The sequence below is a fragment of the Pseudomonas sp. MF6747 genome, from assembly GCF_963890955.1.
In the GTDB taxonomy this organism is placed as follows: Bacteria; Pseudomonadota; Gammaproteobacteria; order Pseudomonadales; family Pseudomonadaceae; genus Aquipseudomonas.
This window is the reverse complement of the sequence record NZ_CAWPSZ010000015.1, coordinates 91,592-114,153: the sequence shown is the minus strand read 5'-3', so window position 1 is coordinate 114,153 and position 22,562 is coordinate 91,592. Positions and strand designations below refer to the sequence as shown.

26 protein-coding genes are annotated in these 22,562 nt (G+C 59.4%); 14 read left to right on the top strand and 12 right to left on the bottom strand.

Going from position 1 to position 22,562, the window contains the following annotated elements; translation table 11 throughout:
* On the bottom strand, positions 1 to 869 hold an 869-nt coding region (locus AACW30_RS16715), incomplete at its 3' end, for an ROK family protein (protein ID WP_200625379.1).
* 8 nt (positions 870 to 877) lie between these two features.
* The gene (locus AACW30_RS16710) at positions 878 to 2,281 is read right to left on the bottom strand and encodes an APC family permease (RefSeq protein ID WP_200625378.1); all 1,404 of its coding nucleotides are present in this window, start codon (positions 2,279 to 2,281) and stop codon (positions 878 to 880) included.
* A 209-nt stretch (positions 2,282 to 2,490) separates the two neighbouring features.
* Here AACW30_RS16710 and AACW30_RS16705 point away from each other — a divergent pair, with 209 nt between their 5' ends.
* From AACW30_RS16705 to pcp, 5 genes are all read left to right on the top strand, one after another.
* Positions 2,491 to 3,693, top strand: coding sequence for an ROK family transcriptional regulator (locus AACW30_RS16705; RefSeq protein WP_200625377.1), 1,203 nt, complete (start codon positions 2,491 to 2,493; stop codon positions 3,691 to 3,693).
* Between the two features lie 45 nt (positions 3,694 to 3,738).
* Positions 3,739 to 4,164: a GNAT family N-acetyltransferase gene (locus AACW30_RS16700; protein WP_200625376.1), complete on the top strand. Its 426-nt coding sequence runs from the start codon at positions 3,739 to 3,741 to the stop codon at positions 4,162 to 4,164.
* A 240-nt stretch (positions 4,165 to 4,404) separates the two neighbouring features.
* A complete protein-coding gene (locus AACW30_RS16695; protein WP_179677050.1) occupies positions 4,405 to 5,121 on the top strand; it encodes a DUF969 domain-containing protein in 717 nt (238 codons plus the stop codon).
* The gene (locus tag AACW30_RS16690) at positions 5,118 to 6,068 is read left to right on the top strand and encodes a DUF979 domain-containing protein (protein ID WP_200625375.1); all 951 of its coding nucleotides are present in this window, start codon (positions 5,118 to 5,120) and stop codon (positions 6,066 to 6,068) included. The genes AACW30_RS16695 and AACW30_RS16690 overlap by 4 nt, the downstream gene beginning before the upstream one ends.
* Positions 6,069 to 6,076: 8 nt before the next feature.
* The gene (gene pcp, locus AACW30_RS16685) at positions 6,077 to 6,721 is read left to right on the top strand and encodes a pyroglutamyl-peptidase I (protein WP_200625374.1); all 645 of its coding nucleotides are present in this window, start codon (positions 6,077 to 6,079) and stop codon (positions 6,719 to 6,721) included.
* A 281-nt stretch (positions 6,722 to 7,002) separates the two neighbouring features.
* Here the strand turns inward: pcp and AACW30_RS16680 are convergent, their stop codons facing one another.
* The 4 genes from AACW30_RS16680 to AACW30_RS16665 form a co-directional block, all read right to left on the bottom strand.
* Positions 7,003 to 8,403: a heavy metal sensor histidine kinase gene (locus AACW30_RS16680; RefSeq protein WP_119742648.1), complete on the bottom strand. Its 1,401-nt coding sequence runs from the start codon at positions 8,401 to 8,403 to the stop codon at positions 7,003 to 7,005.
* Positions 8,400 to 9,071 (bottom strand): heavy metal response regulator transcription factor, encoded by a 672-nt coding sequence (locus tag AACW30_RS16675; RefSeq protein ID WP_106580517.1) that lies wholly within the window; start codon positions 9,069 to 9,071, stop codon positions 8,400 to 8,402. Before AACW30_RS16675 ends, AACW30_RS16680 begins: the two co-directional genes overlap by 4 nt.
* A gap of 42 nt (positions 9,072 to 9,113) precedes the next feature.
* On the bottom strand, positions 9,114 to 9,374 hold the full coding sequence (locus tag AACW30_RS16670; RefSeq protein WP_119742650.1) for a DUF2790 domain-containing protein: 261 nt from the start codon (positions 9,372 to 9,374) through the stop codon (positions 9,114 to 9,116).
* A 111-nt stretch (positions 9,375 to 9,485) separates the two neighbouring features.
* Entirely contained in the window at positions 9,486 to 10,256 is a 771-nt protein-coding gene (locus tag AACW30_RS16665; protein WP_200625373.1) for an alpha/beta fold hydrolase, read from the bottom strand.
* Between the two features lie 215 nt (positions 10,257 to 10,471).
* Here AACW30_RS16665 and AACW30_RS16660 point away from each other — a divergent pair, with 215 nt between their 5' ends.
* Positions 10,472 to 11,149 (top strand): HAD family hydrolase, encoded by a 678-nt coding sequence (locus tag AACW30_RS16660; RefSeq protein WP_200625372.1) that lies wholly within the window; start codon positions 10,472 to 10,474, stop codon positions 11,147 to 11,149.
* Between the two features lie 36 nt (positions 11,150 to 11,185).
* On the opposite strand, the gene AACW30_RS16655 is transcribed toward AACW30_RS16660, so the two are convergent.
* The 3 genes from AACW30_RS16655 to csrA form a co-directional block, all read right to left on the bottom strand.
* Positions 11,186 to 11,482, bottom strand: a complete 297-nt coding sequence (locus tag AACW30_RS16655) for a hypothetical protein (RefSeq protein WP_106580521.1) — start codon at positions 11,480 to 11,482, stop codon at positions 11,186 to 11,188.
* 94 nt (positions 11,483 to 11,576) lie between these two features.
* Complete coding sequence (locus tag AACW30_RS16650) at positions 11,577 to 11,840, bottom strand: hypothetical protein (RefSeq protein WP_200625371.1); 264 nt, start codon at positions 11,838 to 11,840, stop codon at positions 11,577 to 11,579.
* Between the two features lie 209 nt (positions 11,841 to 12,049).
* Complete coding sequence (gene csrA, locus AACW30_RS16645; protein ID WP_003192511.1) at positions 12,050 to 12,244, bottom strand: carbon storage regulator CsrA; 195 nt, start codon at positions 12,242 to 12,244, stop codon at positions 12,050 to 12,052.
* 247 nt (positions 12,245 to 12,491) lie between these two features.
* Here csrA and AACW30_RS16640 point away from each other — a divergent pair, with 247 nt between their 5' ends.
* A complete protein-coding gene (locus tag AACW30_RS16640; protein WP_200625370.1) occupies positions 12,492 to 12,872 on the top strand; it encodes an SPOR domain-containing protein in 381 nt (126 codons plus the stop codon).
* 29 nt (positions 12,873 to 12,901) lie between these two features.
* Here AACW30_RS16640 and AACW30_RS16635 read toward each other — a convergent pair whose 3' ends face one another.
* The 3 genes from AACW30_RS16635 to AACW30_RS16625 form a co-directional block, all read right to left on the bottom strand.
* Complete coding sequence (locus AACW30_RS16635; RefSeq protein WP_200625369.1) at positions 12,902 to 13,591, bottom strand: endonuclease; 690 nt, start codon at positions 13,589 to 13,591, stop codon at positions 12,902 to 12,904.
* A 4-nt stretch (positions 13,592 to 13,595) separates the two neighbouring features.
* On the bottom strand, positions 13,596 to 13,847 hold the full coding sequence (locus AACW30_RS16630; RefSeq protein ID WP_106580525.1) for a DUF1654 domain-containing protein: 252 nt from the start codon (positions 13,845 to 13,847) through the stop codon (positions 13,596 to 13,598).
* Between the two features lie 156 nt (positions 13,848 to 14,003).
* Positions 14,004 to 15,092 (bottom strand): asparaginase, encoded by a 1,089-nt coding sequence (locus tag AACW30_RS16625; RefSeq protein ID WP_200625368.1) that lies wholly within the window; start codon positions 15,090 to 15,092, stop codon positions 14,004 to 14,006.
* A 494-nt stretch (positions 15,093 to 15,586) separates the two neighbouring features.
* On the opposite strand from AACW30_RS16625, the gene AACW30_RS16620 reads away from it, so the two are divergent.
* The 7 genes from AACW30_RS16620 to AACW30_RS16590 are packed head-to-tail and all read left to right on the top strand — an operon-like array spanning position 15,587 to position 22,554.
* Positions 15,587 to 16,546 carry a sugar ABC transporter substrate-binding protein gene (locus AACW30_RS16620; protein WP_106580527.1) on the top strand — a complete coding sequence of 320 codons (960 nt, stop codon included), beginning with the start codon at positions 15,587 to 15,589 and terminating at the stop codon, positions 16,544 to 16,546.
* Positions 16,547 to 16,603: 57 nt separating this feature from the next.
* Positions 16,604 to 18,157, top strand: coding sequence for a sugar ABC transporter ATP-binding protein (locus AACW30_RS16615; RefSeq protein WP_106580528.1), 1,554 nt, complete (start codon positions 16,604 to 16,606; stop codon positions 18,155 to 18,157).
* Positions 18,154 to 19,131, top strand: coding sequence for an ABC transporter permease (locus AACW30_RS16610; protein WP_106580529.1), 978 nt, complete (start codon positions 18,154 to 18,156; stop codon positions 19,129 to 19,131). Before AACW30_RS16615 ends, AACW30_RS16610 begins: the two co-directional genes overlap by 4 nt.
* 3 nt (positions 19,132 to 19,134) lie before the next feature.
* The gene (locus AACW30_RS16605; protein WP_200625367.1) at positions 19,135 to 20,157 is read left to right on the top strand and encodes a LacI family DNA-binding transcriptional regulator; all 1,023 of its coding nucleotides are present in this window, start codon (positions 19,135 to 19,137) and stop codon (positions 20,155 to 20,157) included.
* Between the two features lie 23 nt (positions 20,158 to 20,180).
* Positions 20,181 to 21,098 carry a ribokinase gene (gene rbsK, locus AACW30_RS16600; protein WP_200625366.1) on the top strand — a complete coding sequence of 306 codons (918 nt, stop codon included), beginning with the start codon at positions 20,181 to 20,183 and terminating at the stop codon, positions 21,096 to 21,098.
* Complete coding sequence (rbsD, locus tag AACW30_RS16595) at positions 21,095 to 21,499, top strand: D-ribose pyranase (RefSeq protein ID WP_106580532.1); 405 nt, start codon at positions 21,095 to 21,097, stop codon at positions 21,497 to 21,499. Before rbsK ends, rbsD begins: the two co-directional genes overlap by 4 nt.
* A 26-nt stretch (positions 21,500 to 21,525) precedes the next feature.
* Positions 21,526 to 22,554, top strand: coding sequence for a nucleoside hydrolase (locus AACW30_RS16590; RefSeq protein ID WP_106580533.1), 1,029 nt, complete (start codon positions 21,526 to 21,528; stop codon positions 22,552 to 22,554).
* Positions 22,555 to 22,562: the final 8 nt, after the last annotated feature.

The following is a 22,562-nucleotide window of genomic DNA, read 5'->3' as shown; positions in this document are numbered from 1 at the left end:
GGGAAGGGCACTGCGCGCTGGATCAGCGTTTCGATCAACGGCGCCAACAGCGCCGCCTGGCGGTAGAGGCCGCCGCCAATCACGATACGCTCGACGTCCAGCGCCACGGCGAGGTTGGCGATGTGCACCGTACAAGCGGCGATGCGCAGCGCCAAGGCCTTGCGTACGGCGGGGTCAGCGCTGGTAAACAGGTCCTGGGCGTGATGCCCGTGTCCCAGCATTTCACCCGCCAGCTGGCTGAGGGCATTGCCGGAGAACAGCTCCTCCAGCGGTGCGTTGCCGCTCTGATAGGTCGCCCATTGATCAGGGTGCTCCGGGTTCAGAAACGGCGACAACAGGTAGCCGATTTCCATGGCTGCGCCGTTATGCCCACGGATCAACCTGCCATTGGCGATGGCTGCAGCGGAAAGCCCGGTACCGAGGTTCAGGTAGATCGCGTTATCAATACCCGCCAGCGACCCCCAGCGCACTTCGGCCAGGGCGCCGGCCTTGACGTCGTTATCGAGGCTCACGGGGACGTTGCCGAATGCTTGGGCGATCAACGAGTGCAGGTCGAGCCCTTCGAACCCCGGTGTGTTGGGCGCCATCAGCAACGTCGGGCCGCGCACCACACCGGGGAATACCGCCGCCACACTCAACACCGGGGCGTTGCCCCATTCGGTCACACAATCGCGCGCGGCCGCGAGGATGCGATGCAGGGCGGGCGTGCCGGACAAACCGTCGGCATGGGTGGCGAGAATCCGCGTGTTCATGCGCTGGCGGGCGGTGTCGTAGCAGGCGACCTGAGTCTTGGTGCCGCCCACGTCAATCGCCAGCAGCAAGCCTTGCCGGGGCGCCGTAGCGCCCGTTGATCTGACTGATTCATGCATTGCGTTAATCACTTGTTAAAGGGCCATAGTCGCTGAACACGCGCCCAGAACAGATAAGCCACGCTGCCGGCCAGCACCCAGACCAGCGACCATTGGATGGGGTAGGCGCCGGGCGCGTTGTGGTTGGACGCCATGTAGATATACACCCAGCCCAGCAGCGCGATGAGCGCAGGCACCGGGTAGAGCCACATTTTGTAAGGCCGGGTCAGGTGCGGTTTGGTTTTGCGCAGCACCAGCAACGAGACGATCTGCGCCACTGACTGCACCAGGATCATCACCGTGGTCAGCAGTTGAATCAGGGTATTCAAATCGGTCAGTCGCCCGATCATGAAGCCCACGGAAGTCAGCGCGCCCATGCTCAAGATGCCCCAGGTAGGGAACTCATGCTTGGGATGGGTCTTGCTGAAGGCGTTGAAGAACACGTTGTCCTTGGCGGCTTCGAAGGGCACGCGGGAGCCGCCGAGCAAGCCGGCAAATACCGAGGCGACTGCGGTGATCAGTATCAGCACGGTGACGATCCCGGCGGCCGTACTGCCCCAGGTTTCGCTGAGTACCACCGAGGCTACCGACTTGTAGGCGGCGGATTCGGGGTCGAGCATGCGGTGCCAGTCGACCACGCCCAATACGCCGACTTGCATCACCAGGTAGATGACCAGGATGCCGACGATCGACAGAATGATCGACTTGGGAATCACCCGGCCCGGTTGTTCGACTTCACCGGCCAGGTACGCCGAGGTGTTGTAACCCAGGTAGTCATAGATGCCGATGGTCAACCCGCCGGCCATGCCAAACCAGAAACCGCTGTCGGCCAGGTTGAACGCGCCTTCGGGGAAGGTGAACGCCAGGTCGGCGTGGAAATTGGACAGTGCGGCGGCAATCAGCGCGCCGATGCTGATCAGCATGATCACCCACAACACGATGCTCAACTTGGCAATGGACTCGATCTTGCGCCACAGCATCACGATGATCAGCCAGATCACCACCAGGCCGATCAGGTTGCCGGCGGTCTGGCTCATGTCGGGCCAAAACCAGGTCAGGTATTGCACGAATCCGATGATGCCGGTGGACATGATCAGCGGAATGAACAGCATCGCCGTCCAGACGAACAGAAACGGCAGCAGCTTGCCGGTTCGTTTGCCGAACGCCTCACGCAGATAAACATAAGTGCCGCCGGCACCTGGCAATGACGCGCCGAGTTCGGCCCAGACCAGCCCGTCACACAGGGCCAGCAGGGCGCCAAGGATCCAGCCCAGGTAGGCCTGGGGGCCACCCATGATTACGATCATTGCCGGGATGGTGATAAAGGGGCCCACGCCGCACATCTGGCTCATGTTCAGGGTGATGGCGGGGAATAGACCGATTTTGCGTTTGCTGTTGGGTAAATCCGGGTCAACGGGTGTCAGCGTGCTCATGGGGACGACCTCTTGTTCGAGTGACAGGCGCGTGAGGGCAGAGTGCAAAGGGGGCTGCTTGCCATCGAGGGTGCTGTCGACCCGTCATTATTGTTATGGGGCGTAACCGGCATTCGCAGTGGGTGCGAGAGACCGAGGCGCTTAGAAAACCACAGCAAGAGTATTAATTCAACTTGATTTAATTAATCGGCTGTGCGGATTATCCGCCCATGAAAACGCCTCAGAACAAACGCACGCTCACCACTGGCACGAATGCCGAACACGCCCGGTTGCACAACCGTCGGGTGATTCTCGAGGCCATCCGCCAGAACGGCCGGCTGACCCGCGCCGACCTCACGCGGCTCACCTCGCTGACCGCGCAGACCATTTCCAATATCGTCACCGAGTTGCACGAAGAAGGCGTCCTGCTGGCTCATGCGGCCGAGAAGGGTGGGCGAGGCCAACCGCCGGTGCCGTTGTCGCTGAACCCCGACGGTGGCTATTCCATCGGCTTTCATATCGAACAGCACCGCATCATCGGCGTGCTGCTTGATCTGCTTGGGCAGACGGTGGCTCAAGTCACGCTGACCGTCAGCTACCCAACGTTCGAGCAGGCATTACCGTTGGTGCTGGACGCGGTGAAAGGTTTTCGGCAGCAGAGGCCGGCCGGGCGCTTCCTGGGTGTGGGCATTGCCCTGCCGGGCCCTTTCAGTGTCGAAGGCATGACGGCGGTCGGGCCGACGGCGATGTCCGGCTGGGACGCGCCGGATATCGCTGAGCGCTTGCAGCGGGAAACCGGCCTGGCGGTACTGATAGAAAACGATGCCACGGCGGCGACCATGGGTGAGCGCCTGTATGGCATCGCCAGCGAGCTGACGAATTTTGTGCACCTGTTTATCGGCAGCGGTCTTGGTGCCGGTTTGTACCTGGATAACCGCCTGTATTCCGGCCACTGGCACAATGCTGGTGAGATCGGGCACATGACGGTGATTCCGGGTGGCAAGGCGTGTTCCTGCGGTAACCAAGGGTGCCTGGAGCGCTACATCTCCATTGCCGCACTGTTGGAGCACCTGGGCCTGCCGGCCGAGCATGACCTCTGCGCGTGGGACGCCAACGATCAGGCGCTGGACGCAAACGTAGAGGTTTGGCTGGCGGAGGCGGCGCCGGCGTTGCGCCAGGCGATCAACATCCTGGAGTCAGTGCTTGACCCGCAGACCATCCTGATCAGCGGCTTTTTGCCTGAGGCCATCCTTGCCCGCCTGATAACCCGCCTTGAGCCATTGAGCCGTTCCGTCAGTAGCCGTGCTGATCGCCAGTACCCGCGCATTCAAATGGGGGCCGCAGGGCAGGACGCAGTGGCATTGGGGGCGGCAGCCTTGATGATCCTGGCGGAGATCAGCCCGGATTACGAGGCGCTGCTCAAGCCGCAGTAAGGCTGCATACTGGCCGCCGACTCAATTCATACCAGGGAGCACGTTATGGAAGTGGCAATGGAAGTGTCGTTCGACGTAACGGCGCAGGAGCGTGAGGCCATCCTCAAACCGCTGAGGGCTTACAACCTTAGTCACACGGGCAACATGGCGTTCGAAACCGTCGGGATTTTGTTGCGAGACCCCGCCACGCAAGACGTTGTCGGTGGCCTTTATGGAAAAATTTCCTACGGGTGGTTGTTCATTGAGCTGTTGAGCATCCCGGATCAGATGCGTACCCAAGGTACCGGCTCGCGTTTGATGCGCGCCGCCGAAGACCTGGCCCGTGAACGGCAATGTGTTGGCATTTGGCTGGACACCTTCAGCTTTCAGGCGCCGGGGTTTTATCGAAAGCTGGGCTTCAGTGAATTTGGCCATATTGCTGATTACCCGGCGGGTCACCAGCGGCATTTTTTCCAGAAACGCCTCGGCTGAATCTTCTTACGGCGCCGGCTCGCTCGGCGCCAATCACCCACAAAATTTATTGGTTTGCAGCAACAATTTTTCTTGTTGGACACCTCCCGCCCCAGGCAGCAAAGTTGCCGCCACTGACGCTCGACCTATCGGGTCAACAATAAAAACCGCGCCGGGCTGCATGCCACTTTCATGCTGTGAACCCTTGGTTCACATCCTGCTGTAATGGCGCCGCAGCGCGCATTCAAGGACCTCTCCGTCATGCAAACTGTTGTGAACCTATGGCCGTTGATCGGCGTACTTGTCATCGTGGTTGGCTTCGTCTTGCGCTTCAATCCGCTGTTGGTGGTTACCGCCGCCGCCATCGCCACCGGGCTGGCAGCCCACTTCCCGCTGGAAAAAATCCTCGCCAGCATGGGCGAAGGTTTCCTTCAGACCCGCGCGCTGCAACTGATCCTGTTATTGCCCCTGGCTGTCATTGGCCTGCTGGAGCGCCATGGCCTGCGCTTGCATGCGCAAAACTGGATCGCGCGTTTCGAGCGAGCCACAGTGGGGCGCCTGTTGATCATCTACCTGTTTGTGCGCGAGTCCACCGCCGCCATGGGCCTGACCAGCCTGGGCGGCCATCCGCAAATGGTGCGGCCGCTGCTGGCGCCCATGGCCGAAGGGGCGGCGGAGAAACGCTACGGCAAGCTGCCGGACAGGTTGCGCCACAAAGTGCTGGCCATGTGTGCGGCAACCGATAACGTCGGGCTGTTTTTCGGTGAAGACATCTTTGTCGCCTTTGGTGCGATCGCGCTGATGCACACCTTCCTGTTGGGTTCGGGGATTGATGTGGAGCCACTGCACATTGCCGTGTGGGGCATCCCGACGGCGATTTGCGCCTTTATCATCCATGCCATTCGCCTGCACCGGTTTGATCGCAGGCTTACGCGCGACATGACGCCCGCCGCCACGACGGTGGAGGCTGCACAATGATCATCTCCATTGAGTACCTGTACTGGCTTGCCGGTGTGCTATTGCTGATAACTGCGGGAATGGTCCTGCTGGATCGCACCCATCCCAAACGCTGGTCGACTGCGCTGTTCTGGCTCTTGTTTGCTGTGCCGTTCCTGGTGGGGGAGCGCTTGCCGTCGGTGGTCATGGGTGTTGGCGTGGTGGTGATGGCGCTGATCGCAGGCTTGGGTGGCGTCGGCCGCGGCAAGCCTGCCGAACTGCATGACAAGGCCTCCCGCGCGAGTGCCGGGCGCCTGGGGCATAAACTGTTTATTCCCGCGCTGGCCATTCCCCTGACCACCGTGATTGGCTCGGTGTTGCTCAAACACACCGAGATCGGCGGCGTACCGCTGCTGGACCCGAAAAACACCACCTTTGTATCCTTGGGTATCGGCTGCCTGATCGCCCTCGGTCTGGCTTGCTGGCTGACCCGCGACACACCGGTGCAAGCCTTGCGTGAATCCCGACGCCTGACCGAGGCCCTCGGCTGGGCCATGGTGTTGCCGCAGATGCTTGCAATGCTGGGGCTATTGTTTAATGAAGCCGGGGTGGGCACGGCCGTTGCACATGTCACCACTACCTACATCAACCTCGATTTCAAGTGGGTGGCGGTGATGGTCTACGTGTTGGGCATGGCGCTGTTCACGGTGATCATGGGGAATGGCTTTGCGGCGTTTCCGGTGATGACCGGCGGTGTCGGCGTACCGGTGTTGGTGGGCGTGTATGGCGGCAACCCGGCGGTGATGGCGGCGATCGGCATGTTCTCCGGTTATTGCGGTACGTTGATGACGCCCATGGCTGCCAACTTCAATATCGTCCCGGCGGCGTTGCTGGAGTTGCCAGACAAAAACGCGGTGATCAAGGCTCAACTGCCGACTGCGTTGATGATGCTGGTGGTCAATATCGTGCTGCTCTACCTGTTGATGTGAGGCCAAAAATGCAAACTGTGTTGCTGACGGGCTTCGAGCCCTTTGACCAGGACCTGATCAACCCGTCCTGGGAGGCCTCGCGCCAGTTGGACGGCGTGCGACTGAGTGAAGACGTGCACATTGTCGCGCGTCGACTGCCCTGTGCGTTTGCCACGGCGGGGGCGTGCCTGACGCGATTGATCGCTGAATTTGACCCGGTGATGGTGATTGCCACAGGCCTCGCCCCCGGTCGTAGCGATTTCTCCATGGAGCGGGTGGCGATCAACGTGAACGACGCACGCATCCCTGACAATTTGGGGGCACAACCGGTCGATACCCCAGTGGTGGTCGGAGGGCCGGCCGCCTACTTCACGACCTTGCCGATCAAAGCGATGGTCAAGGCTGTGCGCGAGGCCGGGATCGCGGCGTCGGTTTCACAGACGGCGGGGACCTTTGTGTGTAATCAGGTGTTTTACCTGTTGCAGCATGCCCTAGCCGGCACGGCGATACGCAGTGGCTTTATCCACGTACCCCCCAGCCTGCCGGAGCAGGTTTCTGGTGCGGCGCAGCCTTCGATGGCGCTGGTGACAATGGTTGAAGGTTTGCGGATTGCGCTACAGACGGCGTGGGACACGCAGGTGGATATCGTGCAAACCGGTGGGCAGGTCAGCTGACCTGCCCTGTTTGAAATGGCGATCAGCTTCTCTTTCATGTCAGCCAGCCCTTTTTCCAGTAAACCAAGCGTTTTTCCATACCAGAATTTCCGTTATTACCTGCACCGGCTCTGCCCTGAGTCAGCGTCTCGCGCCGCCTGATTGATGCGGTTTGTTCACCAAAGCGTGATACCTGTTTTGAATGATCCGAGAGAGCGCTCCGGGCGAGAGTAGAGGCAGATGGGGACGGCTGCGACCTACAAAACTGTGCAAAATAACAGCAGGCTTCTGGCACGCACTGCTCAGTGTTCCCGCCTCGGAAAAATCAGCTCAAAACATGTCAATGCGCCTTCACTGGTGACGCTGTAGCGGCCGTTATGCAGCTGCATGATGGTGGCGACGATCGATAAACCCAGCCCGTTGGATTGGGCCGAGCGCTCCCGCGATTCGTCCACCCGATAAAACCGTTCGAACAGCCTGGGCAGGTGTTCTGCAGGGATGGTCTCTCCCTGATTGATGACGCTCAGCCGGATGCCTTCGGCGTTTGGCGTGGCTTGAATCACCAGCTCCGAACCGGGTGCGCCGTATTTGATGGCATTGGCACACAGATTTGCCAGCGCCCGGCGCAGCAGCATCGGTTCAGCCCAGATCACGCCTTCGCCCTGCGCGAGGATGCTGATATTCACATCGCTCGCCAACCCTTCGAAGTAATCAGCCATGCGTTGCACCTCATCCGCCGCATTGAGCTCCTGGCGCTGGCGCAAGGCGCTGGCCGGATCGGTGCGGGCGAGAAACAGCATGTTGTCGAGCATCCGTGCCAGGCGCTCGAGCTCTTCGACATTGGAGGCCAGCAATTGCTGATAGCTTTCGATGCTGCGGCTCTGCTGGAGCGCGACCTGGGTTTCGCCCAGCAGGTTGTTGATCGGCGTGCGCAGTTCGTGGGCCATGTCGGTGGACACCTGGCCCAGTTGCACAAAGCCCTTGGCCAGTCGCTCGAGCATGGTGTTGAAAGAGTCGATCATTGGCAGAAGTTCTTTCGGTGCACCGTGGCTGTCGAGTCGTTCGGCAAGGTTGCCCACGCCGATGCCTTGGGCGTGTTTGGCCAGGCGCCGCAGCGGCAGCAGGCCTCGGTACACCAGCAGGTAACCGACCAGGGCGAGGATAATTGCCGCGATGCTGGCCAGGATAAATACGCTCAGGCGATAGCTGGCAAGCATGGCGGTGCGTTCGGTCATCAAACGTCCCGTGGTGACTTGCAGGCTTCCCAAGTCTCCGGAATCAATCGAGGCGGCCACGGTGGCGAAGGGTACGCCGTTTACACCAGGTAAGTGGTGCACGTCGGAAAAGCCCAGCTCATGGTCCTTTGGCACGGGCGTTACGTTCGGCATTTCGATGTTGCCCGGGTTGACCAGCAGTAGCGGCTTCTGCCCCGGCGCCGCGATACTCAGCACCGACTCGCTGTTGCCCAGCATGTTCTGGAACAGTTCCGGCTTGGTCTTGATCAGGTCCAGGGTGTTGCTGTCGTTGAGCAGGTTGCGCAACTGGTCGGCGCGATAGATCAGCGCGGCATCGTCACGCTTGATCAGTTCACGCTCAAGCTCGCGGTACAGCGCTACGCCCAGGGTAGCCAGCAGGGCAAAAGCGAGCAGGGCGAAGATCAGCGCCAGGCGCAGGGTCAGCGAGTAGTGGCGGCGGCTGTTCATGGCTGGGTGTCGAAGCGGTAGCCAATGCCCCGCACGCTGTGGATTAACTTGAGCTGGAACGGGTCGTCGATTTTCAGGCGCAGGCGCCTCACGGCGACGTCGACTACATTGGTGTCGCTGTCGAAGTTCATGTCCCAGACGCGCGAGGCGATCATCGAACGTGACAGCACCTGGTCCTGATGGGTCGCGAACAGGTGCAACAGGGCGAACTCTTTATTGGTCAGGGTAATGCGCGTGCCGGCGCGGGTGACACGGCGTTTGAGCACGTCGATTTGCAGGTCGGCGATGTGCAGCTGTTCTTCTTCGCGGCTCGGGCCGCGGCGGGTCAAGGTGCGCAAACGCGCGACCAGTTCGGCGAAGGAGAACGGTTTGATCAAGTAATCGTCGGCACCCAGTTCAAGGCCTTTGATGCGGTCGGCAATGTCATCGCGGGCGGTGAGAAACAGTACCGGCGTGTCGGCCTCCTTGCGCAGGCGGCGCAGCACTTCCCAACCGTCCATTTTCGGCATCATCACATCCAGCACGATCACGTCGAATGACGTTTCCAGCGCCTGGTGCAACCCGTCCACACCGTCACGGGCGAGGCTCACGGAGTAACCCAGTTCCTGCAGCCCATTGAGCAGGTAGTTGCCGGCCTTGGGTTCGTCTTCGACTACGAGGATATGCATGGGAAGTGCCCTGGTTCTGTGCGTGGCGCAAGTGTAGCCCGATCAATTGTCACTGGCGCAACCGATGCCCTGTACTTGGTAGTCCAGCACATGTTCGCGACCCTGGTGGTCGAGGTAATCGAGGCGAGCGGGGACGATGCCGCACTGCCCGTAGGTGTCGGTGCTCGACAGCACTTTGTCGACGTCCAGGTGCACGAAGAAGCCGGTCTTGTCGTGGATCACGTTGGGGGCGGAAGGGGCGTCGGCAGCAAATGCAGAACCGGTGGCAAGCAGTGCGGCGAAGCCCAGAATAAACAGTTTCATGGCAGTAGTTCTCTTAAAGGGTCGGCTGCCGGGATTGGCAGTGAGTTCACAGTAACCAGGCGCCCCAAACAGCCAACCAACAGGATCATGACAAGTTCGTAATCAACGGATTCAAGGCTGGCGACCGGACGCTTCGAGGATCAGGTCAGTGATTTCCTTGGCGTGGGACACCAGCGACAAGTGGCTCGAAGGCAGCTCGATGGTGGTGGCGTTCATGCGCTTGGCGAGGAAGCGCTCCAGATCCGGGTTGATGGTCTGGTCATTGCTCGACACGGCGTACCATGACGGTTTGGTGTGCCAGGCGGCATTCACGGTGCGACCACTGAACAGCGTTTTGGTGATCGGTTGTTGTACGGCATACAGCTCCAGTGCCTTGGTGCGGGGCACGTCGGCGGCGAAATACTTAAGGAAAGCGTCCTGGTTCAGGGTCAGGTAACCATCGTGCTCTTCAACGCCGGCTCGCACCGGCATGCTTGGGTATTTGGCAGAGAGCGCGACGAAGTCTTCATTGGCGTCCGGCGCGCGGGCTGCCACATACACCAGGGAGCTGACCTTCGGGTTCGCGCCGGCGTCGCTGACCACGGTGCCGGCGTAGGAATGGCCGACCAGTACGGTAGGACCGTCCTGTTGATCGAGTACGCGGTTGGTGGCGGCGACGTCATCGGCCACCGAGGTCAGCGGGTTCTGTACGGCGGTGACATGCAGGCCGGCGGCCTGAAGGCGGGTGATCACCTCGGACCAGCTCGAGCCGTCCGCCCAGGAGCCGTGTACCAGGACCACGTTGTTGGCTTTGATCGGTGCGACGGTGCCGGCCATGGCGGTAGCGGTGCCCAGCATCAACAAGCTGGCGGCGATCAGGCAGAGTGTGCTTGCAGGTTTCATCGTGCGGCCCTTCATCAGTGTGCAGGTGTGTCACGCGGTGTGGGTGACTGACGACTCCACTGTATGAAGTGAGGGTGCTGACAAGACTTACAGCTTCATTACAAGCTTGTAATGCAAAGGGGGAGGGCAGTGCTCTGCAGCGTTTACAAGTGTTGACGTGATCCGTAGATTGCATCGGGGTCAGCATTTTTTACCGATAAAAAGGAAATCCCACAGTGTCTATTCAAGGTCCAGCCGCCTTTACCCAGCGTTACCGCGCCTTTTTATTCGACATGGACGGTACCTTGCTCAACTCCATCGCCGCCGCCGAACGGGTGTGGAGTATCTGGGCTGAACGCCACGGCCTGGACGTGGTGGCCTTTCTGAGCACCATTCACGGTGCACGAGCCATTGATACAATTACCCGGCAGGCATTGCCAGGCGTGGACGCTGAAGTTGAAGCGCAGTGGATAACCGAGGCGGAAATCGACGATGTCGAGGGTGTCGTCGCGATTCCGGGCGCGGTCGAGTTTCTGAACAGTTTGCCTGGCGATCAGTGGGCGCTGGTCACGTCTGCACCCAGGGAGTTGGCGATGCGACGCCTGCAAGCGGCGGGCATTGCGCCGCCGGCAGTGCTGGTGACGGCTGAGGATGTCGCCAGCGGCAAGCCGGATCCAGCTTGTTATGTGCTGGGTGCGCAACGTCTGGGCGTACCGGTGCAGGACTGCCTGGTGTTCGAGGATGCGACGGTGGGGATTCGCGCCGCGGAGGCGGCGGGGGCTGACGTGGTAGTCGTGACTTCGACGCACTTGCAGCCGATGGCCACGGTACATACGTCGATTGAGGGGTATGAGCAGGTGCGCGTGCATCGTAACGATGACGGTTTGCTGCGTTTATCGATCGCCGCGGCTTGATACGCGAAAGCCAACCGCGTTATGGCCAAGGTTTTATCAGCTGTCAGGTCTGTTCGGCCTTACGCTGTTTTCCGGTAGGGCGTGCAGTCGGCTGCTGCGAAGGCCCTGCCGGGACATCACCATTTCCCTGAGGATTTCGTTCGCCAGCCGGGCTATCGCTTCTGCGCCGCGATAGTGCGCGCGGACGATGCCGGTGATTGCAAAGTGGTCAGTTTCAGGGCCGCTGAGAACAGCCGACAATGTGCCGTCAGCGTGCAGTGTGCAGGCGATTGTGTAACTGGGCAGGCGGGCCGCCAGCGCAGTTTCGATTTCGGATTTACTCAGGGTATCCATTTGTTTCAGCCCTTAATACTGACCTTGCAAGCCCAAGCATAGGACTTGCCGCGACACTGTAAATACCGGTGATCTGATTGCCCGCAAGGAGGCTTCATCGTGCAGTTTTGTGGTGCGTTCGTTGGGCCGCGCGTTGGCATAACTTGCGCAGAATCGCCTTCTGAATAGGCTTGAGGCAGAAGGCAAACAGGTAAGCGCAGAGAAACAGCGCCAGATCCGGCCAAGAGCTGCCACTGGAGGCGCTGGTACTTTCAATTTCGTATCTCAGGCCATAACCCACCGTCACGAAGACCAGCCCTATCAGCAGGACGATCCACCAGGACTTGGAAACTAGGGGCTTGGGGGCGGCAGGCCTCATCGACGTGCTCCTGAATGCACTCGGACGGCAGGATAATAGTCAGAAGATTCGGCTGTGGATTACGCAACAAGTTCCAGTCGTCAAGACAGTTTCATCTTGGGGCGAAGCGCGAGGCGCAAAGCGAGCTGTTCACGCAAGAGAGGCGAGCAGGCTTGAAGGGTCTTCGCCAGCCGTTACAGTGAACGAAAGGGCTGGCTACTGAGAGTGCGTCAAGGAGTCTGGTTTTTGTCCGGAGCCGTCAGGCCAGCCTGGATGCGCTGGTAAATCTCCTCGCGATGCACGGCAACGTCCTTGGGTGCGTTGATGCCGATTCGTACTTGCTGGCCGCTGACGCCCAGAATGGTGATCGTGATGTCATCACCGATGTTTATGCTTTCACCGACTTTGCGGGTGAGTATAAGCATGGACTTCTCCTTGATTACTTTTAAGGACACATGTTTCAGACAGGGCAGATGTCGGATGTGTGTAGCTTACTGCTAAGCGCTTCCCTGTGACTGCCTCTTTTAGGACGCATAGAGGCGACATTAATTCCCATGGCGGCATCATACAGGTCTGCGATACATCATTCGCATTGTTTAAGCCAACGTTTATGACGGCCAGAATAGACAGTGAATGATAAAGTTGCCTCTTTATCCTCAAAGGAGCAGGGCAGTGCGTAAAGTAGCGATGGCAATTGCGGTGTTGGCATTGGCCGGTTGCGGTGAAGGCAAACCTGTCGAAGCGCCCAAGGCCAAGCCTGCCGTGACTGAAAGCCAGCCAGATACCGGCGCGATTGCCGCTCAGGAGTGGGACGTGCGGGTTGGCCCGCCGGACCATAAGCTCCAGGCAATCACTGACTTGACCGCCTGGTTGCTGGAACATGGGTTTAGCTTTTATATCGTTAAAACAGACGGCAAGGACGATGTCTTGCTGGGGCCGTTCGCCAGTAAGGCCGAAGCCGAAGCCAAGCAAGCGCAGCTGACCGAAAAACTGGCGCGCGCCAAGAAAAATGACACCGAGTCGCAGGTAATTGAACACAAGGTTGCGCAGTAACCAAAAGCGGGCGGGAGCCTCTCCCGCCTTCAACCACAGGCTTTGAGGTTAACCGGGCCGACAAATTCGTTGCCCCGACCCATCACGCAGGCCACGGTCTGGTTGCGCTGGCGTTCCCAGGTTTGTACCGGGTAAGTCTTGTTCCAGGCTTCATACAGTTGGCGGTCCTGTTTCGACAGGCGCAAGCCATATTGTTTGCTCATGTAAAAGTAGGTCCGGGCAATCATTCCGCGAATGGACGGGCGTGGCATGACCTTTTTTGCCTTGAAGTCCACTTGGGTCAAACAGGAACCGTACTGTCCGGTTTGCACCGGCAACCAACCGAAACTGAAGTTATTGCGGTCACCATTGACCTCCCCGATGCTCGGCACCAGGTTGTGCAAGTCGGCCTCTGCACGCTTGAACACATCATCGCGGCGCGTACAGTTCTTGCGTCCACCGTTCTGCCAGCATTGGCGCTGATGTCCGATCTGCCAGGCTGGAACGATATGCTCCCACTCGATGCGTGCGGCACGGTTGGCATTTTTGCGTGGGATGTACCCGCAGGCTTTCAAATCCACCCGGTTGCCGGTGTATTTACAGCCGCAGTAAAACTCTGTGGATTGTGGGGCATAGAGCTTCCAGGCGACTTTCTTGGCCTCGCTGAAGGTACGAGGCGCCTGGGCGTTGGCGGTAACGGCAAAAAACAGACAAAACAAAGCAGTAAAGCGAACACTCATTGAATCAATCTTCCTTCGGCACAACCCAGAAAATCTGCACGCCACCGTCGTCCCGATAAGCGAGGGTGACGTTGTCGTTCTCAGCAATTTCTTCCAGCAAGCGCGCCCATTCATCTTCCGGCTCTTCCGGTAAACGGAAGATCAAGGCTGCCTTGGCTTTCTGGGCATTGGTCGAATTGATGATTTTTTGCACGCGAACGGCCAAGCGTGCGTAAGCATCAGGCGGAGTTGGGGCTGCGGAAGAAGACTTTGCCACGGAGCATTCCTTAGTTTGCTGTATGTGCATACAGTATTTAACTATAAGGAATTTCGCAACTGCTTAAAACTCAGGACATTCGCGGGGAAGTTGTAGCGGGGAAGTCTCAAGGGAAAGTGGAGGCGAGTAAACCCGCCTCCACAGTGTTACCAGATATCAATATTCCCAGAACATCCGTTGCAGCTCTTTGCTGTCCTGGGTCTTGGTCAACGCAACCATTGCCAGGATCCGCGCTTTCTGCGGGTTCAGGTCATGGGCAACCACCCAGTCGTACTTGTCGTCAGGCTGTTCGGCGTTACGCAGCACGAAACCACCAGCATTCACGTGGGACGAGCGAATGATTTGTACGCCTTGTTTGCGCAGCTCCTGCAGGGCAGGGACGACCTTGGAAGACACCGAACCATTGCCAGTGCCGGCATGGATGATGGCTTTGGCGCCAGCCTGAGCCAGGGCCTTGACGGCGGTGTCGCTCACATTGCCGTAGCCATAAGCGATTTCAACGTCCGGCAGGCTTTTGATGGTCTTGATATCGAATTCAGAATCCAGTGTGTGGCGCTTGGCCGGCAGGCGGAACCAGTAGGATTTGCCTTCAACCACCATGCCCAACGGGCCCCATGGGCTCTTGAACGCTTCGGTCTTGATATTGATCATCTTGCTGACGTCACGACCCGACTGAATCTCATCGTTCATGGTGACCAGCACGCCCTTGCCGCGTGCATCCTTGCTGCCGGCGACGGCGACGGCGTTGTACAGGTTGAGCATGCCGTCCGCCGACATGGCGGTGCCCGGACGCATCGAGCCGACCACCACGATTGGCTTGTCGGTTTTTTCCACCAGGTTCAGGAAGTAGGCGGTTTCTTCGAGGGTGTCGGTACCGTGCGTAATCACGATGCCGTCGACGTCCTTGCTGTCGGCCAGTTCGGCAACACGGCGACCCAGTTGCAGCAGGTTTTCATTGTTGATGCTTTCGGACGCAATTTGCATCACTTGCTCGCCGCGCACATTGGCAATCTGGCTAAGCTCAGGAACACCAGCCATCAATTGCTCGATGCCCACCTTGGCCGCCTGATAAGTGGCGCTGTTGGCAGCGCTGGCGCCAGCGCCGGCAATAGTGCCGCCGGTGGCAAGAATCACCACATTGGACAGTTTGGTCTTGGTTTCAACTTCCTTTGCCTGAGCGGCAACGGGGAACAGCAGCAGAAGGGCGAGTGCGCCCGGAACAAAAGACTTCAGTGCAGATTTCATTATTTTTCTCTCTGGTTTTTGATGAGTGCGGTCGCAGGTTCATCTAGAACACCCGGGCGGTTCTGAACGCCGCGAGGTGCCAGGAAAGAGCAGGATTTGTACCAAGCTGATTGTGTTCGTGTTTATAAATTAAGGCATTGATTTAAAACAGTATTCATAGATATTTCAGATGACGTGAAAGCTCGTTCGTCCGGCTTTCCGAACGGGAAGGCAGTACCGTGTTCGGTTGTCCGAAAGCCAGGAGGGTTTATCGACGGGTTGCGTATGACATTAGAGTCACAGGCTGTCGTTTTAGAGAACGGACGGGCGAGGGCGATGTTTAATCGCATCCATCCAATAGCGTAATGGCAGGTAGCAGTGGGCTTGGATGAAAGGCGTTTTTCACCCGTTGACAAATCTCGACAAGGTTCTCATAGTTTGGCTAACGCAAACGTTTGCGAGACGGTCTGCCGTGCAAGCGTTGCTCACAATAATCATAAGATCGGAGTGAACCCATGAAGCTGCCATTTGCTGGACGTCTTCTTGCTGTCGCTGTGCTTGCCGCTGCATCCGCTGCGCTACCTCTTTCCTCTGCCTTTGCTGACGACGCCGCCACCAAACCCAAGGTCGGCCTGGTGATGAAATCCCTCGCCAATGAATTCTTCGTCACCATGCAGGATGGCGCCAAGTCCTATCAGAAAGACCATGCTGCCGACTTCGACATGATCACCAACGGTATCAAGAACGAAACCGATACCAGCGCGCAGATCGATATCGTCAACCAAATGATTCTCGCCAAAGTCAACGCCATCGTAATCGCCCCGGCTGACTCCAAGGCGTTGGTCACCGTGTTGAAGAAAGCTTCCGATGCGGGCATCAAGGTCGTCAACATCGACAACCGCCTTGATCCGGAGGTATTGAAAAGCAAAAACCTCGATATTCCGTTCGTAGGCCCGGATAACCGTAAAGGCTCCAAGCTGGTCGGTGACTACCTGGCCAAGCAACTGGCCGCGGGTGACAAGGTCGGCATCATCGAAGGTGTCCCGACCACCACCAACGCGCAACAGCGCACCGCAGGCTACAAGGACGCGATGGACGCTGCCGGCATGAAGATCGTCTCCACTCAGTCGGGCAACTGGGAAATCGACCAGGGTCAGAAAGTCGCCTCCGCCATGTTGAGCGAATACCCGGACCTCAAGGCACTGTTGGCGGGTAACGACAACATGGCCTTGGGCGCTGTCTCTGCCGTACGCGCTGCGGGCAAAGCCGGCAAAGTGCTGGTCGTAGGCTACGACAACATCGAAGCCATCAAACCAATGCTGCAAGATGGCCGTGTGCTCGCGACCGCTGACCAGGCTGCCGCCCAGCAAGCCGTGTTCGGTATCCAGAACGCGCTCAAGCTGGTCAAGGGTGAGAAAGTCGATGCCAAAGACGGCGTGATCGAAACCCCGGTCGAACTCGTCCTCAAGAAGTAATCCTGGCAGCACCCAACAGCGCCCGCTCGTCCTGAGTGGGCGCCTGGAGATTTTCCTATGTCATCTTCCGCCCCGAACGCTGTCCTCTCGGTCAGCGGTATCGGCAAGACCTATGCCCAACCGGTTCTGTCCGACATCACCCTGACGCTCAACCGCGGGGAAGTGCTGGCGCTGACCGGTGAGAACGGCGCGGGTAAAAGTACCCTGTCGAAAATTATCGGCGGGCTGGTCACGCCGACCACCGGGCACATGCAGTTCAATGGTCAGGACTACCGTCCCGGCAGCCGCACCCAGGCTGAAGAGCTGGGCGTGCGCATGGTCATGCAGGAGCTCAACCTGCTGCCCACACTGACCGTGGCCGAAAACCTGTTCCTGGATAACCTGCCCAGCAAGTGTGGATGGATCAGCCGCAAACAGCTGCGCAAAGCCGCGATCGAAGCCATGGCTCAGGTCGGCCTGGATGCGATCGACCCGGATACCTTGGTTGGCACCTTGGGCATTGGCCATCAACAGATGGTCGAAATCGCCCGCAACCTGATCGGCGACTGCCACGTACTGATCCTCGATGAACCCACGGCGATGCTGACCGCGCGTGAAGTCGAAATGCTCTTTGAACAAATCACCCGCCTGCAGGCTCGGGGCGTGGCGATCATTTATATTTCACACCGGCTCGAAGAGCTGGCCCGTGTTGCCCAGCGTATTGCGGTATTGCGCGACGGCAAACTGGTCTGCGTCGAGCCGATGGCCAACTACAACAGTGAGCAACTGGTCACCCTGATGGTCGGTCGCGAGCTGGGTGAAAAAATTGACCTGGGCCCGCGCACTATCGGCGGCCCGGCCTTGACCGTGAAAGGGCTGACCCGCTCGGACAAGGTGCGTGATGTGTCTTTTGAAGTGCGCGCCGGTGAGATCTATGGCATCTCCGGCCTGATCGGCGCCGGCCGCACTGAGCTGCTGCGCCTGATCTTCGGCGCGGACCTGGCGGACAGCGGCACCGTCGCTCTGGGCTCGCCGGCCAACGTGGTGAGCATTCGCTCCCCGGTAGATGCGGTCGGCCATGGCATTGCCCTGATCACCGAAGACCGCAAGGGTGAAGGCCTGCTGTTGACCCAGTCGATCAGCGCCAACATTGCCTTGGGCAACATGCCGGAAATTTCCGGCGGTGGCGTGGTGAACAGCCGCGATGAAACCGCCTTGGCCAAGCGCCAGATCGACGCCATGCGCATCCGCAGCTCCAGTCCGGCGCAGTTGGTGTCCGAGCTGTCGGGCGGTAACCAGCAGAAAGTCGTGATCGGCCGTTGGCTGGAGCGCGATTGCGCGGTGATGCTGTTCGATGAGCCGACCCGAGGCATCGACGTCGGTGCCAAGTTCGACATTTATGCCTTGCTCGGCGAATTGACGCGCCAGGGCAAAGCGCTGGTGGTGGTGTCCAGCGACCTGCGGGAGCTGATGCTGATCTGTGACCGCATCGGTGTGCTGTCCGCCGGGCGCCTGATCGAAACCTTCGAGCGCGACAGCTGGACCCAGGACGAATTGCTCGCCGCCGCCTTTGCCGGCTATCAAAAACGTGACGCGCTGCTCAACGACGCAGTGCTTAGGGATACCCCATGAAAACCACACATTCCCCGGGTAAAACCGGCGGCAACTTCTACGGACTGGGCACTTACCTGGGCCTGGCCGGTGCCTTGCTGGCGATGATTGCGCTGTTCTCAGTGTTGAGCGATCACTTCCTGTCCTACGACACCTTCAGCACCCTGGCCAACCAGATACCGGACTTGATGGTACTGGCGGTGGGCATGACCTTCATCCTGATTATCGGCGGCATCGACCTGTCGGTTGGCTCGGTGCTGGCATTGGCCGCGTCGGCGGTCAGCGTGGCGATTCTCGGCTGGGGCTGGAGCGTGCTCCCGGCAGCGTTGCTGGGCATGGGCTGTGCGGCAGTGGCTGGCACCATCACCGGCTCGATCACCGTGGCCTGGCGAATCCCATCGTTTATTGTGTCCCTCGGTGTGCTGGAGATGGCGCGTGGTGTGGCGTACCAAATGACCGGCTCGCGTACCGCCTATATCGGTGATTCGTTTGCCTGGCTGTCGAACCCGGTTGCCTTCGGGATTTCGCCGTCGTTCATCATTGCCTTACTGGTGATCATTGCCGCTCAGTTGGTGTTGACGCGCACGGTATTTGGTCGCTACCTGATCGGCATCGGCACCAACGAAGAGGCCGTGCGCCTGGCCGGGATCAATCCCAAACCCTACAAAATCCTGGTGTTCAGCCTGATGGGGCTGTTGGCCGGTGTGGCGGCACTGTTCCAGATTTCGCGCCTGGAAGCGGCGGACCCGAATGCCGGCTCCGGCCTGGAGCTGCAGGTGATCGCCGCTGTGGTGATCGGCGGCACCAGTTTGATGGGCGGGCGCGGTTCGGTTATCAGCACCTTTTTCGGTGTGTTGATCATTTCGGTACTGGCCGCAGGCCTCGCGCAGATCGGCGCTACGGAGCCCACCAAACGCATCATCACCGGTGCGGTGATCGTGATTGCCGTGGTCCTCGACACTTACCGCAGCCAGCGCGCCAGTCGGCGAGGCTGAGCCATGGCAACGATCAAGGATGTGGCAGCGCTTGCGGGTATTTCCTACACCACTGTGTCACACGTGGTGAACAAGACGCGGCCGGTGAGTGAGCCTGTGCGGATCAAGGTCGAAGCGGCGATCAAGCAGCTCGACTATGTGCCCAGTGCGGTCGCGCGATCGCTTAAGGCCAAGACCACCGCCACCATCGGCCTATTGGTGCCGAACAGCCTCAACCCTTATTTTGCCGAGTTGGCCCGCGGGATCGAGGATTACTGCGAGCGTAATGGTTACTGCGTGATCCTCTGTAACTCCGACGACAACGCTGAAAAACAGCGCAGCTACTTGCGCGTGTTGCTCGAAAAGCGCGTCGACGGCTTGATCGTGACCTCGGTGGGAGGCGACGACAGTGGCCTCGCCGCTGGCTTGAGCGCGGTGCGCACGCCTATGGTGATCGTCGACCGTGCGCTGGATGGTATCGATGTCGATCTGGTGCGCATCGACCACGAGGAGGGCGCCTACCTGGCGACCCGGCACTTGCTTGAACTGGGTCATCGCGACATCGCCTGCATTGGCGGCCCCGGCCACACCCGCGTGGCGCAAATGCGTCTGGCGGGGTATCAACGGGCGCTGCGTGAGGCGGGTGTGCAAGTGGCGGTCAATCGCACTCAAGAGAGCGACTTCACCAGCACCGGCGGGTATGCCGCAGCCGTGCAGTTGCTGGCGGACAATCCACCGAGCGCGATCTTCGCCAGTAACGATATGATCGGTTTTGGCGTGTTGCGTGCTGCGGCAGAGCGCAATATTCGCGTGCCCGGCGATTTGTCGGTGATTGGTTTCGATGACATTCAAATGGGCCGTTACGTATATCCGGCGCTGACCACGGTCGGGCAGTCGATCGTGCAACTGGGCGAAACGGCGGCCGAGCTTTTGCTGCGAAGAATTGCAACCCCCCAACTGCCGATCGATCAACGTATCGTGACGCCGAGTATTGTTTTGCGTGAGTCAACCGCACCGGTCGCCGGTGTGTTCGCCCAATACCGCTGAACCGAATTGATGAGTACTGATGTATGCCAGCAAAAGTAGTGGTAATAGGCAGCTTGAACATGGACTTGGTCACCCGCGCCAGTCGGTTGCCGCGTGCCGGTGAAACCCTGATCGGCCAAACGTTCTCTACCGTCCCCGGCGGCAAGGGCGCCAACCAGGCGGTGGCTGCTGCGCGTCTGGGCGCTGATGTGGCGATGATTGGCTGTGTTGGCACTGATGCCTACGGCGCCCAATTGCGTGATGCGCTGGTGGTGGAAGGCATTGATTGCCAGGCCGTAAGCACGGTAGACGGCTCCAGCGGCGTGGCCTTGATTGTGGTGGATGACAGTAGTCAGAACGCAATTGTAATCGTGGCCGGCGGCAACGGCGCGCTGACGCCAGCCTCGTTACAACAGGCTGACGCAGTGTTGCAGGCCGCCGACGTCATCGTCTGCCAGCTGGAATCGCCGATGGACACGGTGGGTCAGGCGCTCAAGCGCGGACGTGAACTGGGCAAGACGGTGATCCTCAATCCGGCACCCGCCAGCGGCCCTTTGCCGGCCGAATGGTACGCCTCGATTGACTACCTGATTCCCAATGAAAGTGAAGCCGCCGCCTTAAGCGGCGTGACGGTCGACTCTCTTGAGAGTGCCAAAGTGGCTGCGACGCAGTTGATCAAGGCAGGCGCGGGCAAGGTCATCATCACCCTCGGTGCCCAGGGCGCATTGTTTGCCGATGGCCACGGCTTTGAGCATCTGGTGGCGCCCAAGGTCAAGGCGGTGGACACCACGGCGGCGGGCGACACCTTTGTCGGTGGGTTTGCCGCCGCGCTTGCCAATGGCAAGAGCGAAGCCGAGGCCATCCGCTTTGGTCAGGTGGCCGCAGCACTGTCTGTGACTCGCGCCGGTGCGCAACCCTCTATTCCCAAGCTGCATGACGTTCAAGGTTCTGTGCCCTCATGAAAAAGACACCGCTGCTCAATATTGCCCTGTCGCGTGTGATTGCGTCTCTCGGTCACGGTGACGTTCTGGTGATCGGCGATGCCGGCTTGCCCGTGCCGCCGGGTGTCGAGCTGATCGACCTGGCGCTGACCCAAGGCATTCCTGACTTCATCAGCACCCTGCGCATTGTGCTCAGCGAGATGCAGGTGGAAAGCCACGTGCTGGCCGAAGAAATCCTGCTCAAGCAACCGCCTGCACTCACAGAACTCAACACGCTGACCGAGCAGGCAGCCCTGGGCGAACGACGCCTGGTCAGCCACGAAGAGTTCAAGCAACTGAGCCGCAAGGCTCGCGCCGTCGTGCGCACCGGCGAGTGCCAGCCTTATTGCAATATCGCGCTGGTCTCCGGCGTAACCTTCTAGAGTTTTCCTACGACAAGGAGTGTTTCATGCAACGTGGTCTTCCATCCCTGAAAAACCTGTTTCGGAGTGTCCTGCTTTTGTCCGCGCTCACAGCAGCCAGCGCCCACGCGGCGGAAAAAATCGACCTGATCATCGATACCGACCCGGGTGCTGATGATGTAGTGGCCTTGCTGTTTGCAATGGCCTCTCCACAGGAATTGAATATTCGTGCGCTGACCACCGTCGCCGGTAACGTGCGCCTCGACAAAACCTCTCGCAATGCGCGCCTGGCCCGCGAATGGGCAGGGCGCGAGGATATCCCGGTGTACGCAGGGGCGCCAAAACCGATGCTGCGCACACCGATCTACGCCGAGAATATTCACGGTAAAGAGGGTATTTCGGGCGTCACCGTGCACGAGCCGAAAAAAGGCCTGGCCGAAGGCAATGCCGTTGATTACCTGATCAAGACCCTGAGCACCGCCAAGCCCCACAGCATTACCATCGCCATGCTCGGCCCTCAGACCAACCTGGCGCTGGCGTTGACCCAGGCTCCGGAAATCACCCAAGGCATCAAGGAAGTGGTGGTGATGGGCGGTGCACATTTCAATGGCGGCAATATCACGCCGGTGGCCGAATTCAACCTGTTTGCCGACCCTATTGCGGCTGAGGTGGTGCTCAAAAGCGGCGTCAAGTTGACTTACCTGCCACTGGACGTAACCCACAAGGTGTTGACCAGTGAGGCGCGCCTCAAGCAAATCGCCGATATCAACAACAACGCGAGCAAGGTTGTCGGCGATATTCTGAATGAATACGTCAAAGGCGATATGGAGCACTACGGCATTCCAGGCGGCCCGGTTCACGATGCTACCGTTATTGCCTACCTGCTCAAACCTGAGCTGTTCAGCGGCCGTGAAGTCAATGTGGTGGTAGACAGCCGTGAAGGCCCGACCTTCGGCCAGACCATCGTCGATTGGTACGACGGCCTGAAGCAGCCGAAAAATGCCTTTTGGGTCGAGAACGGCGATGCTCAGGGCTTCTTCGATCTGCTGACCGAGCGTCTGGCGCGTCTGAAGTAATGTGTAGG

Excerpts from the sequence above, each read along its gene's own strand:
- AACW30_RS16605 (WP_200625367.1), top strand. The coding sequence starts at position 19,135 with ATGGCAACGATCAAGGATGTGGCAGCGCTTGCGGGTATTTCCTACACC.
- AACW30_RS16635 (WP_200625369.1), bottom strand. The coding sequence starts at position 13,591 with ATGAGTGTTCGCTTTACTGCTTTGTTTTGTCTGTTTTTTGCCGTTACC.
- rbsD (WP_106580532.1), top strand. The coding sequence starts at position 21,095 with ATGAAAAAGACACCGCTGCTCAATATTGCCCTGTCGCGTGTGATTGCG.
- AACW30_RS16675 (WP_106580517.1), bottom strand. The coding sequence starts at position 9,071 with ATGCATATCCTCGTAGTCGAAGACGAACCCAAGGCCGGCAACTACCTG.
- AACW30_RS16690 (WP_200625375.1), top strand. The coding sequence starts at position 5,118 with ATGATCATCTCCATTGAGTACCTGTACTGGCTTGCCGGTGTGCTATTG.
- AACW30_RS16610 (WP_106580529.1), top strand. The coding sequence starts at position 18,154 with ATGAAAACCACACATTCCCCGGGTAAAACCGGCGGCAACTTCTACGGA.
- AACW30_RS16615 (WP_106580528.1), top strand. The coding sequence starts at position 16,604 with ATGTCATCTTCCGCCCCGAACGCTGTCCTCTCGGTCAGCGGTATCGGC.
- csrA (WP_003192511.1), bottom strand. The coding sequence starts at position 12,244 with ATGCTTATACTCACCCGCAAAGTCGGTGAAAGCATAAACATCGGTGAT.
- AACW30_RS16705 (WP_200625377.1), top strand. The coding sequence starts at position 2,491 with ATGAAAACGCCTCAGAACAAACGCACGCTCACCACTGGCACGAATGCC.
- AACW30_RS16650 (WP_200625371.1), bottom strand. The coding sequence starts at position 11,840 with ATGAGGCCTGCCGCCCCCAAGCCCCTAGTTTCCAAGTCCTGGTGGATC.
- AACW30_RS16590 (WP_106580533.1), top strand. The coding sequence starts at position 21,526 with ATGCAACGTGGTCTTCCATCCCTGAAAAACCTGTTTCGGAGTGTCCTG.
- rbsK (WP_200625366.1), top strand. The coding sequence starts at position 20,181 with ATGCCAGCAAAAGTAGTGGTAATAGGCAGCTTGAACATGGACTTGGTC.
- AACW30_RS16695 (WP_179677050.1), top strand. The coding sequence starts at position 4,405 with ATGCAAACTGTTGTGAACCTATGGCCGTTGATCGGCGTACTTGTCATC.
- AACW30_RS16665 (WP_200625373.1), bottom strand. The coding sequence starts at position 10,256 with ATGAAACCTGCAAGCACACTCTGCCTGATCGCCGCCAGCTTGTTGATG.
- AACW30_RS16655 (WP_106580521.1), bottom strand. The coding sequence starts at position 11,482 with ATGGATACCCTGAGTAAATCCGAAATCGAAACTGCGCTGGCGGCCCGC.
- AACW30_RS16710 (WP_200625378.1), bottom strand. The coding sequence starts at position 2,281 with ATGAGCACGCTGACACCCGTTGACCCGGATTTACCCAACAGCAAACGC.
- pcp (WP_200625374.1), top strand. The coding sequence starts at position 6,077 with ATGCAAACTGTGTTGCTGACGGGCTTCGAGCCCTTTGACCAGGACCTG.
- AACW30_RS16625 (WP_200625368.1), bottom strand. The coding sequence starts at position 15,092 with ATGAAATCTGCACTGAAGTCTTTTGTTCCGGGCGCACTCGCCCTTCTG.
- AACW30_RS16680 (WP_119742648.1), bottom strand. The coding sequence starts at position 8,403 with ATGAACAGCCGCCGCCACTACTCGCTGACCCTGCGCCTGGCGCTGATC.
- AACW30_RS16620 (WP_106580527.1), top strand. The coding sequence starts at position 15,587 with ATGAAGCTGCCATTTGCTGGACGTCTTCTTGCTGTCGCTGTGCTTGCC.
- AACW30_RS16700 (WP_200625376.1), top strand. The coding sequence starts at position 3,739 with ATGGAAGTGGCAATGGAAGTGTCGTTCGACGTAACGGCGCAGGAGCGT.
- AACW30_RS16670 (WP_119742650.1), bottom strand. The coding sequence starts at position 9,374 with ATGAAACTGTTTATTCTGGGCTTCGCCGCACTGCTTGCCACCGGTTCT.